Raw genomic sequence first — 12754 nt, 5'->3', positions numbered from 1 at the left:
ACGTCAGGGACGACAGTTCGCGGAAGTGACCCGGCAGAGGTCCACGTGCAGACGCGCCACGAGCGGAACACTCCGGGGCGTGGGGAACACGGCTGCTGACTTCACCTGGAGACCGTAACACCTGAGCTTTGGGATCCTCAAAGGCTTGCTTTGAGAGGCGGGAGGCCAAAGGCATCCACACAACGCAAAGCGCCCCGGTTTCCGGGTCAGTTCGGAAACCGGGGCGCCCGAGTGCGGTGCGCGGGTGTGACGGACGTTACGAGGTCTGCGCCTGTCCGTGCGTGCGGGCGGTCTCGTCGGCCGCGTCCTCCTGGTTGCGGTTGGCCTCCAGGCCGGCCTTGGCCCGGTTCACCCGCTGCACGATCCGCTCGGAGGCCCGGTCCCGCTCCTTGCGGAGCACGACGAGGCTGATCGGGGCCGAGATCAGCAGGGCGAGCAGGATGATCCACAGGCCGTTGGAGTCACCGAGGCCGCGCGGGGCGAGGCCGGAGTAGACGAGGCCCCAGACGGCCACGAGGCAGCCCGCGAAGACTCCGAGGCGCATCAGTGTGTAGCGGAGCATCTCATCCACTCTTCCCTGCGTACGGTCAGAACGCCCCAAAGGGACGATGTCCAGTGAAGCACGACCGGACACGGATCTTTCAGCGGGGTACGCGGATCAGGTCAGCGGCAGCAGCATGATGACGTCGTCGCGGTCGTCGCCGGGGGCCACCCGGATGGCGTCCGGGACCCGGCCGACCTCCTTGTAGCCGCAGGAGGCGTAGAAGCGCTCCAGGCCGAGGCCGCCGCGGCAGGTGAGCCGGATCGCCTCGATGCCGTCGATGGTGCGGGCGGACCGCTCGGCGGCGGCCAGCAGGTCACGGCCGTAGCCCTTGCCCTGGTGGCGGGGGTGGACCATCACCGTGTAGAGCCAGAGCCAGTGGGTCATCAGGTGGTGGGTGTTGTAGGTGAGGAACGCGGTCGCGGCCACCCTGCCCTCCTCGTCGCGCCCGACGAGGAGGCGGGAGCGCTCCTCCGCCATGGACACGAGCTGCCGCACCAGGTGGGGGCGGATGTCCTCCCGCGTCACGGGCGGTACGAACCCGACCGCTCCGCCGGCGTTGGTGACATCGGCCCACAGGTCGAGGATGCCGTCGCGGAGTTCGGGGGTGACCGCGGGATCGAACGTGAAGGTAAGGGACACGCGAGGATACTAGCCCTTACCCCAGGGCTTGTGCAGCCACTTTCAGGTCGGACACCAGCCCGCGGTACGCCGCCTCCCGGTCGTCCGCCCGCAGCACCGCCGAGGGATGGACCGTGGGCACCAGCCGCTCGGGGCGTCCGTGGATCTCCTCCTCCAGCACCGTGCCGCGCACCTGGGTGACCCGGAACGAGGAGCCGAGCAGCGCCTTCCCGGCGGTCGCGCCGAGCACGACGATCAGTTCCGGTTCGACGACGGCCAGCTCGGCGGCGAGCCAGGGCCCGCAGGCGGCCGTCTCGCGCTGGGTGGGGGACTTGTGGACGCGGCGCTTGCCGGGTGCGGCCCGGGTGAACTTGAAGTGCTTGACGGCGTTGGTGACGTACGCCTCCGCCGGGTCGATGCCGGCCTCTTCGAGTGCCCGGTCGAGCAGTTTGCCCGCGGGGCCGACGAAGGGCCTGCCCCGGCGGTCCTCCTGGTCACCGGGCTGCTCCCCGACGAGCATGACGCGGGCGTCGGTGTTCCCGGCGCCGAACACGGTCTGGGTGGCGTCCCTGTGCAGGGGGCAGCCCCGGCAGTCGGCGGCAGCCTTGCGCAGGGCGGGGAGACCGCCCCGCGCGGGAACGAAGGGCTCCGCCGTGTAGGCGTCTTCGGAAGCCATGGGATCCGGGTACCCGGCGGAGGGCCCGGGACCCGTGTCCCGTGCGGCCGGGTGAGGGCCGGCCGAAGGGGCGGAGCCCCTTCACCTCACACCCGCATCGGCTGCGGCGACTCCCGGCGCGCCGGGTCGGGACCGTCGTACTCCCGGATCACCTCGTACCGCGTGTTCCGCTCCACCGGCCGGAACCCGGCGTCCCGGATCAGGTCCAGCAGATCCTCACGGGTCAGCTTGTTCGGCGTGCCGTAGTTGTCCGCGTCGTGCGTGATCTTGTACTCGACCACCGACCCGTCCATGTCGTCCGCCCCGTGCTGCAGCGCCAGCTGCGCCGTCTGCACGCCGTGCATCACCCAGAACACCTTGACGTGCGGCACGTTGTCGAACAGCAGCCGCGACACCGCGAACGTCTTCAGCGCCTCCGCGCCGGTCGCCATCTGCGTCCGCGCCTGGAGCCGGTTGCGCACCTTGCCGTCCTTCATGTCCACGAAGTCGTGCTGGTAGCGCAGCGGGATGAAGACCTGGAAGCCGCCGGTCTCGTCCTGCAGCTCACGCAGCCGCAGCACGTGGTCCACGCGGTGGCGGGGCTCCTCGATGTGGCCGTACAGCATGGTGCACGGCGTCTTGAGCCCCTTCTCGTGCGCCAGCCGGTGGATGCGCGACCAGTCCTCCCAGTGGGTGCGGTGGTCGACGATGTGCTGCCGCACCTCCCAGTCGAAGATCTCCGCGCCACCGCCGGTGAGGGACTCAAGACCGGCGTCGATCAGCTCGTCGAGGATCTCGCCCGCGCTCAGCCCGGAGATGGTCTCGAAGTGGTGGATCTCGGTGGCGGTGAACGCCTTCAGCGAGACGTCCGGCAGCGCGGCCTTCAGCTCCCTGAGCGAGCGCGGGTAGTAGCGCCACGGCAGGTTGGGGTGCAGCCCGTTGACGATGTGCAGCTCGGTCAGGTTCTCCGACTGCATCGCCTTGGCGAGCTTCACCGCCTCCTCGATGCGCATCGTGTACGCGTCCTTCTCCCCCGGCTTGCGCTGGAAGGAGCAGTAGGCGCAGGAGGCGGTGCACACGTTGGTCATGTTGAGGTGGCGGTTGACGTTGAAGTGCACGACGTCGCCGTTCAGCCGCGTCCGCACCTCGTGCGCCAGACCGCCCAGCCAGGCCAGGTCGTCCGACTCGTACAGCGCGATGCCGTCCTCACGGGTCAGGCGCACACCCGCCCTGACCTTCTCCTCCAGCTCGCGCTTGAGCCCGACGTCCATGCCGATCCCTCTTTTCCTCTTCAGGCAGACCCGGTCAACCGTACGCCCCCACCCTTCGGGCGGAAGAACCCCCAAACGGCGCTCCGCGCCTCGGTCACTCCGTCTCCTCCGGCAGCTCACCGACTCGGTTCTCCCACTTGGTGGAGAGCACGATGGTCGTACGGGTCCGGGAGACGCCCTTGGTGCCGGACAGCCGGCGGATGGTCTTCTCCAGGCCGTCCACGTCGGTCGCCCGGACCTTGAGCATGAAGGAGTCGTCGCCGGCGATGAACCAGCAGTCCTCGATCTCCTTCAGGTCCCGCAGCCGCTGTGCCACGTCCTCGTGGTCGGCGGCGTCGGAGAGCGAGATGCCGATCAGGGCGGTGACGCCGAGGCCCAGCGAGGCGGCGTCCACGGTGGCGCGGTAGCCGGTGATGACACCGGCCGCCTCCAGCCGGTTGATGCGGTCGGTGACACTGGGTCCCGACAGGCCGACGAGGCGCCCCAGCTCCGCGTAGGAGGCCCGGCCGTTCTCCCTCAGGGCCTGGATGAGCTGCCTGTCCACCGCGTCCATCGAATCGAAACCTTCCACTGGAACCGAAGAGGTCTGAAAGTCCTGCACATGCCGGGGTGTCGCGGGAAGTGCTCAGTCCGTGCGGGATCCGCCGCCGAGTTCGCCCTTCCAGCGGCGGTAGAGCGCGTGCTCGACACCCGCCGCGTCGAGTACGCGTCCGGCGACGAAGTCCACCAGGTCCTGGATGTGCGTCGCGCCCGCGTAGAAGGCCGGCGAGGCGGGCACCACGCTCGCGCCCGCGTCGTCCAGCGTCACCAGGTGCCGCAGCGTCTGGCCGTTCAGCGGGGTCTCCCGTACGGCCACGACCAGCGTGCGTCCCTCCTTCAGGGTGACGCTCGCCGCCCGCTGCAACAGGTCCTTGGACAGCCCGAGCGCCACCCCGGCCACACAGGCCGTGGAGGCGGGCACGATCAGCATGCCCTTGCTCGGGTACGACCCCGAGGACGGCCCGGCCGCGAGGTCACCGGCGGCCCAGTGCCGTACGCCGTCGAGGTCGACGGTGAACGTGTCCGGCTTGCCGTCCGCGCCCCGGGACAGCCATTCCCGCAGGTCGTCGCGCCAGTGGGCGTCCCGGAAGGCGATGCCGGTCTCGTCCAGCAGGGTGAGCCGGGAGGCCCGGCTGACGACGAGGTCGACGCTCTCCCCCGCTGCCAGGAGCGCACGCAGCACAGCGGCTGCGTAGGGCGTCCCGGACGCCCCCGACACCCCCACGATCCAAGGCTTGCGCCGCGTTTCTCCTGCGTTCACAACTCGAGCCTACCGGCGGACGGCATGCTTCCGTTCTCAGGACCGGTCGGAGGTCTCCGGGCCCGGCGGCCCGGGCGGCTGGAGTGCGGGGACGACGCGGGATGAGGGGGAACGATGGCCAAGGTCAGCATCGGTCTCGACGCCGAACTCGTGGTGGAAGTGATGGTCCTGGCAGGAGTCGGCTCGCCCCAGGACGCGGTCGAGGTGGTCGTGCGGGACTACATCGCCCGCGGCCACCGCACCGAGGCGCGCACCGAGCTCAAGGACCAGGGCCTGCGCGAGATCGACGCCAAGCCGCAGGAGCCCCAGGGCTGAGTCCCCGGCCGCGCGCCGACGTTCTTACACCGTCAGGCCCCGCACCAGCAGGTCCAGCAGCGCGCACACGAACAAGGCGATGCCGATGAAGCCGTTGACGCTGAAGAACGCCCGGTTGAGGCGGGTCAGGTCGTGGGGGCGGACGATGGTGTGCTCGTGGACGAAGGCGCCGGCCACGATCAGCAGGCCGAGCCAGAAGAAGGCGCCGGCGTCGGTGAGGAGCGCGTACCAGACGAAGAGGGCCGTCGTCACGGTGTGGCAGGCGCGGGCGCCCCAGATCGCGGCCGGGATGCCGAAGCGGGCCGGGACCGACTTCACGCCGGTCGCGCGGTCCGCCGCGACGTCCTGGCAGGCGTAGATGAGGTCGAAGCCGCCGATCCAGATGCCGACCGCGAGGCCGAGGACCACCGCGTCCCAGGACCACGAACCGGTGATCGCCAGCCAGCCGCCGACCGGGCCCATGGCCTGCGCGAGGCCCAGGATGGCCTGCGGGAAGTCGGTGAACCGCTTGCCGTACGGATACACCACCATCGGGATCACGGCGACGGGTGCGAGGACGAGGCAGAGCGGGTTGAGGAGGGCCGCGGCGCCGAGGAAGACGACGAGGGCGATGAGCGCGCCTGTCCAGGCGTGCTTGACCGACATCGCGCCGGTGACCAGCTCGCGGTGGGCGGTGCGCGGGTTGCGGGCGTCGATCTCGCGGTCGATGATCCGGTTGGCGGCCATGGCGAAGGTGCGCAGACCGACCATGGCGACGGTGACCAGGAGCAGCCGGCCCCAGTGGATGTTCTCGTCCCACTCGTACATCGCGGTGAGGGCGGCGATGTAGGCGAAGGGGAGGGCGAAGACCGAGTGCTCGATCATCACCAGGCGGAGGAAGGCTTTCGTGCGTCCCGGCTGCTGCGGAAGCGCGGCGGAGGCCGAGGTCACAGTCCGTACTCCTTCCAGCGGCGGTCGACGAGCGCGGCCGTGTCCGGGTCGGACTCGACCATGTCGGGCCAGCCGCCGTCGCGCGTGTACCCCTCCTCGGGCCACTTCCTCGTCGCGTCGATGCCCGCCTTGCCGCCCCAGAACTGCTGGTACGAGGCGTGGTCGAGATGGTCGACGGGGCCTTCGACGACGGTGAGGTCACGGGCGTAGTCGGTGTTGCCGAGGGCCCGCCAGGAGACCTCGTGCAGGTCGTGGACGTCGCAGTCGGAGTCGACGACCACGATCAGCTTGGTCAGCGACATCATGTGGGCGCCCCAGATGGCGTGCATGACCTTCTGCGCGTGCTTGGGGTACTTCTTGTCGATCGAGACGATCGCGCAGTTGTGGAAGCCGCCGGACTCGGGGAGGTGGTAGTCGACGATGTCCGGGACGATGATCTTGAGGAGGGGCAGGAAGAAGCGCTCCGTCGCGCGGCCCAGCGGTCCGTCCTCGGTCGGGGGGCGGCCGACGACGATGGACTGGAGCAGCGGGCGCCTGCGCATCGTCACGCAGTCGATCTTCAGGGCGGGGAACGGCTCCTGCGGGGTGTAGAAGCCGGTGTGGTCGCCGAACGGCCCCTCGGGCAGCATCTCGCCGGGCTCCAGCCAGCCCTCCAGCACGACCTCCGCCTGCGCGGGCACCTGGAGCGGAACGGTCTTGCAGTCGACCATCTCGATCCGCTTGCCCTGCACGAACCCGGCGAACAGGTACTCGTCGATGTCGCCGGGGAGGGGGGCGGTGGAGGCGTACGTCACGGCCGGCGGGCAGCCGAAGGCGATGGCGACGGGCAGGCGCTCGCCGCGCCGGGCGGCCACCTGGTAGTGGTTGCGGCTGTCCTTGTGGATCTGCCAGTGCATGCCGATGGTGCGCCTGTCGTGGCGCTGGAGGCGGTACAGGCCGAGGTTGCGGACGCCCGACTCCGGGTCCTTGGTGTGGGTGAGGCCCAGGTTGAAGAAGGAGCCGCCGTCCTTGGGCCAGGTGAACAGCGCGGGGAGCTGTTCGAGGTCCACGTCGTCGCCGTGCAGGACGACCTCGTGCACGGGCGCGTCCTTCACCTTCTTCGGCGGTACGTGCGTCATCGCGCCGAGCTTCCCGAACGCCTCGCGCACCCCGACGAACCCGTGCGGCAGCTCGGGCTTCAGCAGTCCGCCGATCTTCTCGGAGATCTCCGCGTACGACTTCAGGCCCAGCGCCTTCAGCAGGCGGCGGTCCGTGCCGTACACGTTCATCGCGAGGGGCATGCTCGAGCCGCGCACGTTCTCGAAGAGCAGGGCGGGACCGCCGGCCTTCTGCACCCGGTCGACGATCTCACCGACCTCCAGATACGGGTCGACCTCGGCCTTGATGCGCTTGAGGTCGCCCTCGCGCTCCAGCGCCCTGAGCAGGGAGCGAAGATCGTCGTAAGCCATGCGGTCAAGTATCCCCGAGCGGTTACCCTGGCCCTGTACCGCCCACCGCTTTCGCTGGAGAGGCCCATGCTGCGGGTGCTGATGTTCCTGGTGCCACTGGCCCTGAGCGTGTACGCGTTCATCGACTGCATCAGCACGAAGGACGACGACATCCGTCACATGCCCAAGCCGCTGTGGGCGATCCTCGTGTTGCTGTTCCCGCTGGTCGGCTCGATCTCGTGGCTGATCGCCGGCAAGAAGCGGCACCCCGCGGGCGCGGGCGGCTCCGTCGGTTCCGCCTGGAGCCGGGGCGGCGGCCGGCAGTGGGTGGCGCCGGACGACAACCCCGAGTTCCTCAAGTCGCTCGGCGAGGACAAGCCCGACAAGGACCGCGACGAGGACTCCAAGGGCGACTGAGTCCGGACCGCGTACGGCGCCGCGGGGCGGCCGTGCTCACACCAGGGTTCTGATCGGCGCGGCGCCCAGGGCCCGGTCCCAGACCCGTACGTCCCGGACGGCACCGGGGAAGAAGTCGACGGCCTGACCGCCGTACGACGCCCGGCCGATGATGAAGGGGCCGGTGGCGGGCATCGGATGGGTGTCCTCGGCCTCCGCCTCCAGCACGCCGTTGACGTACAGCCGCAGTGTGCGCGCCCGGCCGTCGCAGACGCCGGCGAGGTGGGTCCAGACGTTCACGGCCGGCTCGCTGCGGCCGACGGCGCGCAGGCCGGGGCGGGAGAGGGCCCAGCGGTTCTGCTCGACGGCGTACTGGAGGTAGAAGCCGCTGGCGTCCCCGGCGTCCTGGCTGACGGCGGTGGCCCAGTTCCCCGGTGCGGCGGAGAGCCGGACCCAGGCGGCGACCGTGAAGCTGCAGCCCTTCCCGGTCTCCAGCACCGGCCCCCCGGTCATGATCTGGCTGCCCTGCCCGGCGAAGACGGCTCCGCCTCCGCCGGGCAGCCAGGTCACGCCGGTCGCGGTGCCGTCGTGACGGCCGCCCGCGGTGTCCCGCGCGACCGTGCCCGAGGCCTCGTCGAGGGGCCAGTGCCCGACGGGCCGAGGGGGCCGGAGGGCGGCGGAGGGTGAGGACGAGGGGGAGGCCGAGGAGGGGGGCGTGGCCCGGTCCCGGTCCGCGGCGGCCGACCGGTTGAGCCAGAACCCCGTCCCGACACCGGCCGCGGCGACCGCGCCCCCGCCTATGCCGAGGAGCAGGAAGGCCCGCCGGCTGCCGCCACGCCCCCGGGCCGCCCGGCGGCCGGTGGGTTCTGTCGTGCCGGACTGCGGGGTGGCACCCACCCGGGTGGCCTGGTCGTGGAACTGCGGCGCCACCATGGTCGCCTGTTGCGGGAGGGCGCCGGGCCCCCCGTCGCGCGGAAGTACGTTCGTGAGGGCCCCGGGGTCCGTGGGGCGGGCGCCCGGGAGGGGCGTCCCGGCAGGAGCCGGGGGCCCGGAAGCGTTGCCCTGCTGCGACCAGGGGCCGAGGTGGCGCAGGGCCATCGTGCTCTCGTTGCCCAGTGCGCCGACCCGGGTGAGGATCTCGCGCGGGGTGGGGCGGCGGGCCGGGTCCTTGGCGAGGCAGTCGCCGATGAGGGCGTGCAGGGCCGGGTCGGTGACGGCGCCGATGTCGGGGGTGTTGTGCACCACGCGGTAGAGCAGCGCGGGGGTCGGCCCCTCGCCGAAGGGGTTCGCGCCGGTCGCCGCGAAGGCCAGCACCGCGCCCAGGCAGAAGACGTCGCCGGCCGGGGTGATCGTGTCGCCGTTGACCTGCTCGGGCGACATGAATCCGGGCGAGCCGGCCACGAGACCGGTGCCCGTGATCGAGTCGGCCTCGACGCTGCGGACGATCCCGAAGTCGATGACACGGGGCCCGTCCTCGGCGAGCAGCACGTTGGAGGGCTTGAGGTCGCGGTGGACGAGGTTCACGGCGTGGATCGACACCAGCGCCTCGGCCAGCCCGGCCGCCAGCGCGAGGACCGCCCCCGCCTCGAACGGCCCCCGCTCGACGACCGCCTGCTCCAGCGACGGCCCGGCGATGTAGCTGGTCACCAGCCACGGCAGGGGCGCGTCCGGGTCCGCGTCGACGACCGGAGCGGTGAAGGCGCCGCTGACCTTGCGGGCCGCCTCGACCTCGCGGCGGAACCGGTCCCGGAACTCGGGCCTGCGCACCAGCTCGGCGTGGACCACCTTGACCGCGACGAGCCGCCCGCCCGGGGAACGCCCGAGGAACACCTGGCCCATCCCGCCCGCGCCCAGTCGGCTCAGCAACCGGTACGCCCCGACGGAGTGCGGGTCGTCCGGCTCCAGCGCTGACACAAATGCCTCCCGGCGTGCGATCTCGGCCCGTGCGGGCAGGCCAAGCATAGAGCCATTCGCACCCGTGTTCGCCGAAGTGCCGTACGTCGTACGGCACTTCGACCACCGCCCTCTGCCTGACGCCGCACTGCGCCTCTGCACGGATCCGGGCGAGCGGGGCACCACCGTCATGCGAAGACCTCTTCGGCCTTCGGGGCGGTGACGGCGCGGGTGAGCCGGCGGGCGGACGGCCGGCACCTCGTCCACAGGTGACTGGTGGAGTACGCCCGGCTCACCGGGTGCCGCCGTCGGCCGGCAGGAGTGTGACCGTGCGCGAGGAGTGCCGTCACGTTCCCGGCCGGCCGACGGTGGGTCCCGGTCGCGTGAACATCGTGGCTGATTCCGTTGAGGCAGCGCTCAGATGTGCGGGGCGTGAGCACTCCCTCGGAAAGTGCTCACCCGATTTCGACAGGGGCGGTTCCGCGGGCGGGGCACCGCTCCCCGGGGCGGGGTCAGCGCAGGCGGGACGACGACAGGATCGACAGCAGGTGGGCCGGGACCATCACCCAGGTGATGACGGCGAGCGCGCCCAGCGCCCAACGGGTGGGCTCGATGCCGCCGGTGACCGCGTCGGCGACCGCCGCGACGAGGAGGACGAGGGACGCCTCGATGCCGTTGGTCACCCGGTGGATCTTGAACGCGGCGGCGACGCGGCGGACCGCGGCGACGCCCTGGGAGCGGGGGCGGGTCGACTCGTCGTCGGCGACGGTCAGTCCGCGGCGGGCGCGGGCCACGTCCACCAGGTCGGTGGAGGCCTTGAGCAGGACGACGCCGAGGGCGGTGGCGATGCCGACCGACAGCCAGCCGCCGACGCCCGACTCGGCGGCCCGGTAACCGGCGCCCGCCATCAGCGCCGCGTCCGCGAGGTACGCGCCGAGCCGGTCGACGTAGATGCCGGCCGCGCTGTTCTGCCCCTTCCAGCGGGCCACCTCGCCGTCCACGCAGTCGAAGAGCAGGAACAGCTGCATGAGGATCACGGCGAGTATCGCGCCGGTCAGGCCGGGGATCATCAGCGCGGCGCCGGAGGCCACTCCGCACACCACCATGGTCCAGGTGAGCTGGTCGGGGGTGACGGGGGTGCGGACCAGGTGGCGGGTGGTGCGCAGGGAGATCCTGCGCATGTAGAGCCGGCCGGCCCAGTGCTCGCCGTTGCGGCTCGCCATCTTGGCCTGCGGCTGGCAGACCTCCCGCAGCTCCTCCAGTACCGGCGCACCCATGACGTTCCTCCCAGCCCCAACCGCCGCCCGCGCGGCGATGATCGGGACAGCGTACAGAGCGTGTACGGCGGGTTGCCGACAGGGGACACCGATCCCGTGGAATCGATCGATCCGGTCATCGCACGCGCCGGTCCGGAAGAGGTCGGCGCCCCGTCGGCGCCGCACTGTACGGCGCCGACGGGACCCGGCTCGGCCGGGGCCGCAACCGCCGCGTGCGGGGCGGCGCCCCGTCGGCGCACGCGGAGACCGCCACCGCCTCCGCGGCGGGACGGCAGCGGCCGTACCGCGGTACGACGATGGTGACGGCCCTGTCCCCGTGCTGGTACCGCTCGGGGCTCGTCCGGCGGTTCGGCATCTTCCGGGTGGTGATCGGCGGGGCGGTCACCTTCCGCGGCAGGGATGACTGGCCGGCCGACCACGGCGTGGAGACCGTGCCGCCGGACGATCCGGAGTGCGCCGCGATGACGCGGGGGTTCGCCGCGCGTCATCCGCAGCTGTGGAGCGGGGGCATCGGGAACCGGGGAGCCCGGTCACGGCCGTTGCCCCCGCTTGTCCACCACCGCCCGCTCCAGGACGGCGAAGCGGCCGGTCACCTCGCCCTTCTCGAAGCCCCAGGGCAGGTCCTCGACGGCCACCTCGCGCTCGCCCAGGAACTCCTTGGTCTTCTTGTCGAAGATCAGCTCGACGCGTTCCCCGTCGTCGACCCGGGCGACCGCGATCCCGCGCCGGCCCACCGCGTCGACCGCGTCGTCGACGACGAAGACGCCCCGGATCTTCGCCGCCGCCCGGTAGAGCGCGGCGGCCTGCTCGGGCGGCATCAGGGACTCGCGCGCGAGGTCGCCGACGAGGACGAAGTTGGCCTCGTCCTTGCTGCCGCTGCCCTCACTGACACGGTTCAGCCACTCGTACATCTGGTCCGGCTCGGTGGGGAGGGTCTGGAGGTGGCGGTAGTTGGTGTTGGACGGGATGCCGGGCGTCTCCTTCTCCAGCGGTTCGTGGTCGGACCGGTCGTAGGGGGCGTGCAGCATGCCCTCCTGCGAGCCGTCCACCGACAGCCAGACCTCGCGCTGGTGGACGGGCTGAAGCTTCGCCGGGACGTCATCGCCCATCTGCGTGGTCCAGCCGCCCTTGCTCTTGATGTACACGAACTGGTCGTCCCTGACGCCGATCGGTGCTTCCGCCCGCTCCGCCGCCAGCGCGATGTCCTCCAGCAGGGCCACGGCCTCCTTCGACGCGGCCGGTGCGGGTTCACCGGACGGTACGGCGACGGTGAGGGCGGCGACCACGGCCACAGCAGCGGCAGCCACCAGAGCGGGACGCCTCCACCTGGACGGGTTCGGGGCGGAAGCGGTGGGGGCGGTGCGCCGGATCTCGGTCATCAGATGCTCCTTGAGGAGTCGGTGACGGGCCGGCGGAAGGTCTCTCTCCGGGAGTTCGGGGAGCTGGTTCATCGGTTTCCCTCCCTCAGGGGCCCGACCGCGGTGATGCGGTCACCTCTCATCTGTCCGCGGGATGCGGGGGGTTCCTGGCTTTTGAGATGTTTCGCGAGTTTCTTCCGGGCGCGGGAGAGCCGGGACCGTACCGTGCCGACGGGGACGCCGAGCGCCTCCGCGGCGGCGGCGTAGTCCAGACCCGACCACACGCACAGCGCCAGTACCTCGCGTTCGGGACGGCGCAGTTCGGCCAGGGCGGTGTGGACGAGGGCCAGCTGCGCCGCGTCGTCCAGGCGCCCGGCGACCTCGTCGGCGAAGTCCCGCACCGTCTCGTCGCGAGGCAGACGGGCGACCGCGGCGGCGTGCCGCCGGGCGGCGCGGCGGGTGTTGCGGACGACGTTGGTGGTGATGCCCAGCAGCCAGGGCCGCAACGAGCCGCCCTCCTCGTCGAGCCGCGCGCGCAGCCGCCAGGCGTCCAGGAAGGTCAGGGAAACCGCCTCCTCGGCGGTCGCCCAGTCACCGGTGAGCCGGTAGGCATGGTTGTAGACGGAGCGCGCGTACGCGTCGAAGAGGTCGCCGAAGGCGTCGTGGTCCCCCGCGCGGATGCGTCTCCGCAGATTCGTGTCCACGTCCTTCTGCCTGTCCGGACGGCGAAGGCCGGTTCCCGTGACTCAGGTCACAGGGAACCGGCCTTC

Annotated in this window: 15 protein-coding genes and 1 pseudogene; 3 read left to right on the top strand and 13 right to left on the bottom strand. The window is 71.5% G+C overall.

What is annotated here, in order from left to right; genetic code table 11:
* Positions 1 to 3: 3 nt before the first annotated feature.
* The 7 genes from AB0A94_RS00415 to AB0A94_RS00385 form a co-directional block, all read right to left on the bottom strand.
* Complete coding sequence (locus tag AB0A94_RS00415) at positions 4 to 90, bottom strand: putative leader peptide (RefSeq protein ID WP_327148552.1); 87 nt, start codon at positions 88 to 90, stop codon at positions 4 to 6.
* A 166-nt stretch (positions 91 to 256) separates the two neighbouring features.
* Positions 257 to 562, bottom strand: a complete 306-nt coding sequence (locus AB0A94_RS00410) for a DUF4229 domain-containing protein (protein WP_361736587.1) — start codon at positions 560 to 562, stop codon at positions 257 to 259.
* A gap of 96 nt (positions 563 to 658) precedes the next feature.
* Positions 659 to 1183 (bottom strand): GNAT family N-acetyltransferase, encoded by a 525-nt coding sequence (locus AB0A94_RS00405; RefSeq protein WP_361736584.1) that lies wholly within the window; start codon positions 1181 to 1183, stop codon positions 659 to 661.
* A 16-nt stretch (positions 1184 to 1199) separates the two neighbouring features.
* Positions 1200 to 1838: a UdgX family uracil-DNA binding protein gene (locus AB0A94_RS00400; protein ID WP_361736581.1), complete on the bottom strand. Its 639-nt coding sequence runs from the start codon at positions 1836 to 1838 to the stop codon at positions 1200 to 1202.
* Between the two features lie 86 nt (positions 1839 to 1924).
* A complete protein-coding gene (gene mqnE / locus AB0A94_RS00395) occupies positions 1925 to 3088 on the bottom strand; it encodes an aminofutalosine synthase MqnE (protein WP_361736578.1) in 1164 nt (387 codons plus the stop codon).
* A gap of 94 nt (positions 3089 to 3182) precedes the next feature.
* Positions 3183 to 3641 carry an Lrp/AsnC family transcriptional regulator gene (locus AB0A94_RS00390; RefSeq protein ID WP_361736575.1) on the bottom strand — a complete coding sequence of 153 codons (459 nt, stop codon included), beginning with the start codon at positions 3639 to 3641 and terminating at the stop codon, positions 3183 to 3185.
* Between the two features lie 72 nt (positions 3642 to 3713).
* A complete protein-coding gene (locus tag AB0A94_RS00385) occupies positions 3714 to 4388 on the bottom strand; it encodes a UbiX family flavin prenyltransferase (RefSeq protein WP_361736572.1) in 675 nt (224 codons plus the stop codon).
* 114 nt (positions 4389 to 4502) lie between these two features.
* Between AB0A94_RS00385 and AB0A94_RS00380 the strand changes: the two genes are divergently transcribed.
* Complete coding sequence (locus AB0A94_RS00380) at positions 4503 to 4703, top strand: DUF2191 domain-containing protein (protein WP_361736569.1); 201 nt, start codon at positions 4503 to 4505, stop codon at positions 4701 to 4703.
* Positions 4704 to 4727: 24 nt separating this feature from the next.
* On the opposite strand, the gene mqnP is transcribed toward AB0A94_RS00380, so the two are convergent.
* Together mqnP and AB0A94_RS00370 are read right to left on the bottom strand one after the other, a co-directional pair.
* Positions 4728 to 5633: a menaquinone biosynthesis prenyltransferase MqnP gene (mqnP, locus tag AB0A94_RS00375; protein WP_361736566.1), complete on the bottom strand. Its 906-nt coding sequence runs from the start codon at positions 5631 to 5633 to the stop codon at positions 4728 to 4730.
* Positions 5630 to 7081 carry a menaquinone biosynthesis decarboxylase gene (locus AB0A94_RS00370; RefSeq protein ID WP_361736565.1) on the bottom strand — a complete coding sequence of 484 codons (1452 nt, stop codon included), beginning with the start codon at positions 7079 to 7081 and terminating at the stop codon, positions 5630 to 5632. The genes mqnP and AB0A94_RS00370 overlap by 4 nt, the downstream gene beginning before the upstream one ends.
* A 66-nt stretch (positions 7082 to 7147) precedes the next feature.
* Here AB0A94_RS00370 and AB0A94_RS00365 point away from each other — a divergent pair, with 66 nt between their 5' ends.
* On the top strand, positions 7148 to 7477 hold the full coding sequence (locus AB0A94_RS00365; RefSeq protein ID WP_361736562.1) for a PLD nuclease N-terminal domain-containing protein: 330 nt from the start codon (positions 7148 to 7150) through the stop codon (positions 7475 to 7477).
* A gap of 36 nt (positions 7478 to 7513) precedes the next feature.
* Here the strand turns inward: AB0A94_RS00365 and AB0A94_RS00360 are convergent, their stop codons facing one another.
* Together AB0A94_RS00360 and AB0A94_RS00355 are read right to left on the bottom strand one after the other, a co-directional pair.
* Positions 7514 to 9370: a LamG-like jellyroll fold domain-containing protein gene (locus tag AB0A94_RS00360; RefSeq protein WP_361736559.1), complete on the bottom strand. Its 1857-nt coding sequence runs from the start codon at positions 9368 to 9370 to the stop codon at positions 7514 to 7516.
* A gap of 491 nt (positions 9371 to 9861) precedes the next feature.
* Positions 9862 to 10626 (bottom strand): CDP-alcohol phosphatidyltransferase family protein, encoded by a 765-nt coding sequence (locus AB0A94_RS00355; protein WP_361736556.1) that lies wholly within the window; start codon positions 10624 to 10626, stop codon positions 9862 to 9864.
* A 149-nt stretch (positions 10627 to 10775) separates the two neighbouring features.
* Between AB0A94_RS00355 and AB0A94_RS00350 the strand changes: the two are divergent.
* Positions 10776 to 11141 (top strand): annotated as a pseudogene (locus tag AB0A94_RS00350) (nucleoside deaminase); the annotation flags it as partial.
* A gap of 15 nt (positions 11142 to 11156) precedes the next feature.
* Here AB0A94_RS00350 and AB0A94_RS00345 read toward each other — a convergent pair.
* Positions 11157 to 12077 (bottom strand): CU044_5270 family protein, encoded by a 921-nt coding sequence (locus tag AB0A94_RS00345; RefSeq protein ID WP_361736552.1) that lies wholly within the window; start codon positions 12075 to 12077, stop codon positions 11157 to 11159.
* Entirely contained in the window at positions 12074 to 12688 is a 615-nt protein-coding gene (locus AB0A94_RS00340) for an RNA polymerase sigma factor (protein WP_361736549.1), read from the bottom strand. The genes AB0A94_RS00345 and AB0A94_RS00340 overlap by 4 nt, the downstream gene beginning before the upstream one ends.
* Positions 12689 to 12754: the final 66 nt, after the last annotated feature.

It is taken from the genome of Streptomyces sp. NPDC044984 (genome assembly GCF_040646935.1).
Classification (GTDB): domain Bacteria; phylum Actinomycetota; class Actinomycetes; order Streptomycetales; family Streptomycetaceae; genus Streptomyces.
The sequence above is the reverse complement of the archived record's forward strand: the minus strand, read 5'-3'. Positions and strand labels throughout refer to the sequence as shown.

Bases quoted from the DNA above. Each gene is read 5' to 3' on its own strand.
- AB0A94_RS00410 (WP_361736587.1), bottom strand. From the start codon at position 562: ATGCTCCGCTACACACTGATGCGCCTCGGAGTCTTCGCGGGCTGCCTC.
- AB0A94_RS00390 (WP_361736575.1), bottom strand. From the start codon at position 3,641: ATGGACGCGGTGGACAGGCAGCTCATCCAGGCCCTGAGGGAGAACGGC.
- AB0A94_RS00365 (WP_361736562.1), top strand. From the start codon at position 7,148: ATGCTGCGGGTGCTGATGTTCCTGGTGCCACTGGCCCTGAGCGTGTAC.
- AB0A94_RS00400 (WP_361736581.1), bottom strand. From the start codon at position 1,838: ATGGCTTCCGAAGACGCCTACACGGCGGAGCCCTTCGTTCCCGCGCGG.
- AB0A94_RS00370 (WP_361736565.1), bottom strand. From the start codon at position 7,081: ATGGCTTACGACGATCTTCGCTCCCTGCTCAGGGCGCTGGAGCGCGAG.
- AB0A94_RS00345 (WP_361736552.1), bottom strand. From the start codon at position 12,077: ATGAACCAGCTCCCCGAACTCCCGGAGAGAGACCTTCCGCCGGCCCGT.
- AB0A94_RS00355 (WP_361736556.1), bottom strand. From the start codon at position 10,626: ATGGGTGCGCCGGTACTGGAGGAGCTGCGGGAGGTCTGCCAGCCGCAG.
- mqnE (WP_361736578.1), bottom strand. From the start codon at position 3,088: ATGGACGTCGGGCTCAAGCGCGAGCTGGAGGAGAAGGTCAGGGCGGGT.
- AB0A94_RS00380 (WP_361736569.1), top strand. From the start codon at position 4,503: ATGGCCAAGGTCAGCATCGGTCTCGACGCCGAACTCGTGGTGGAAGTG.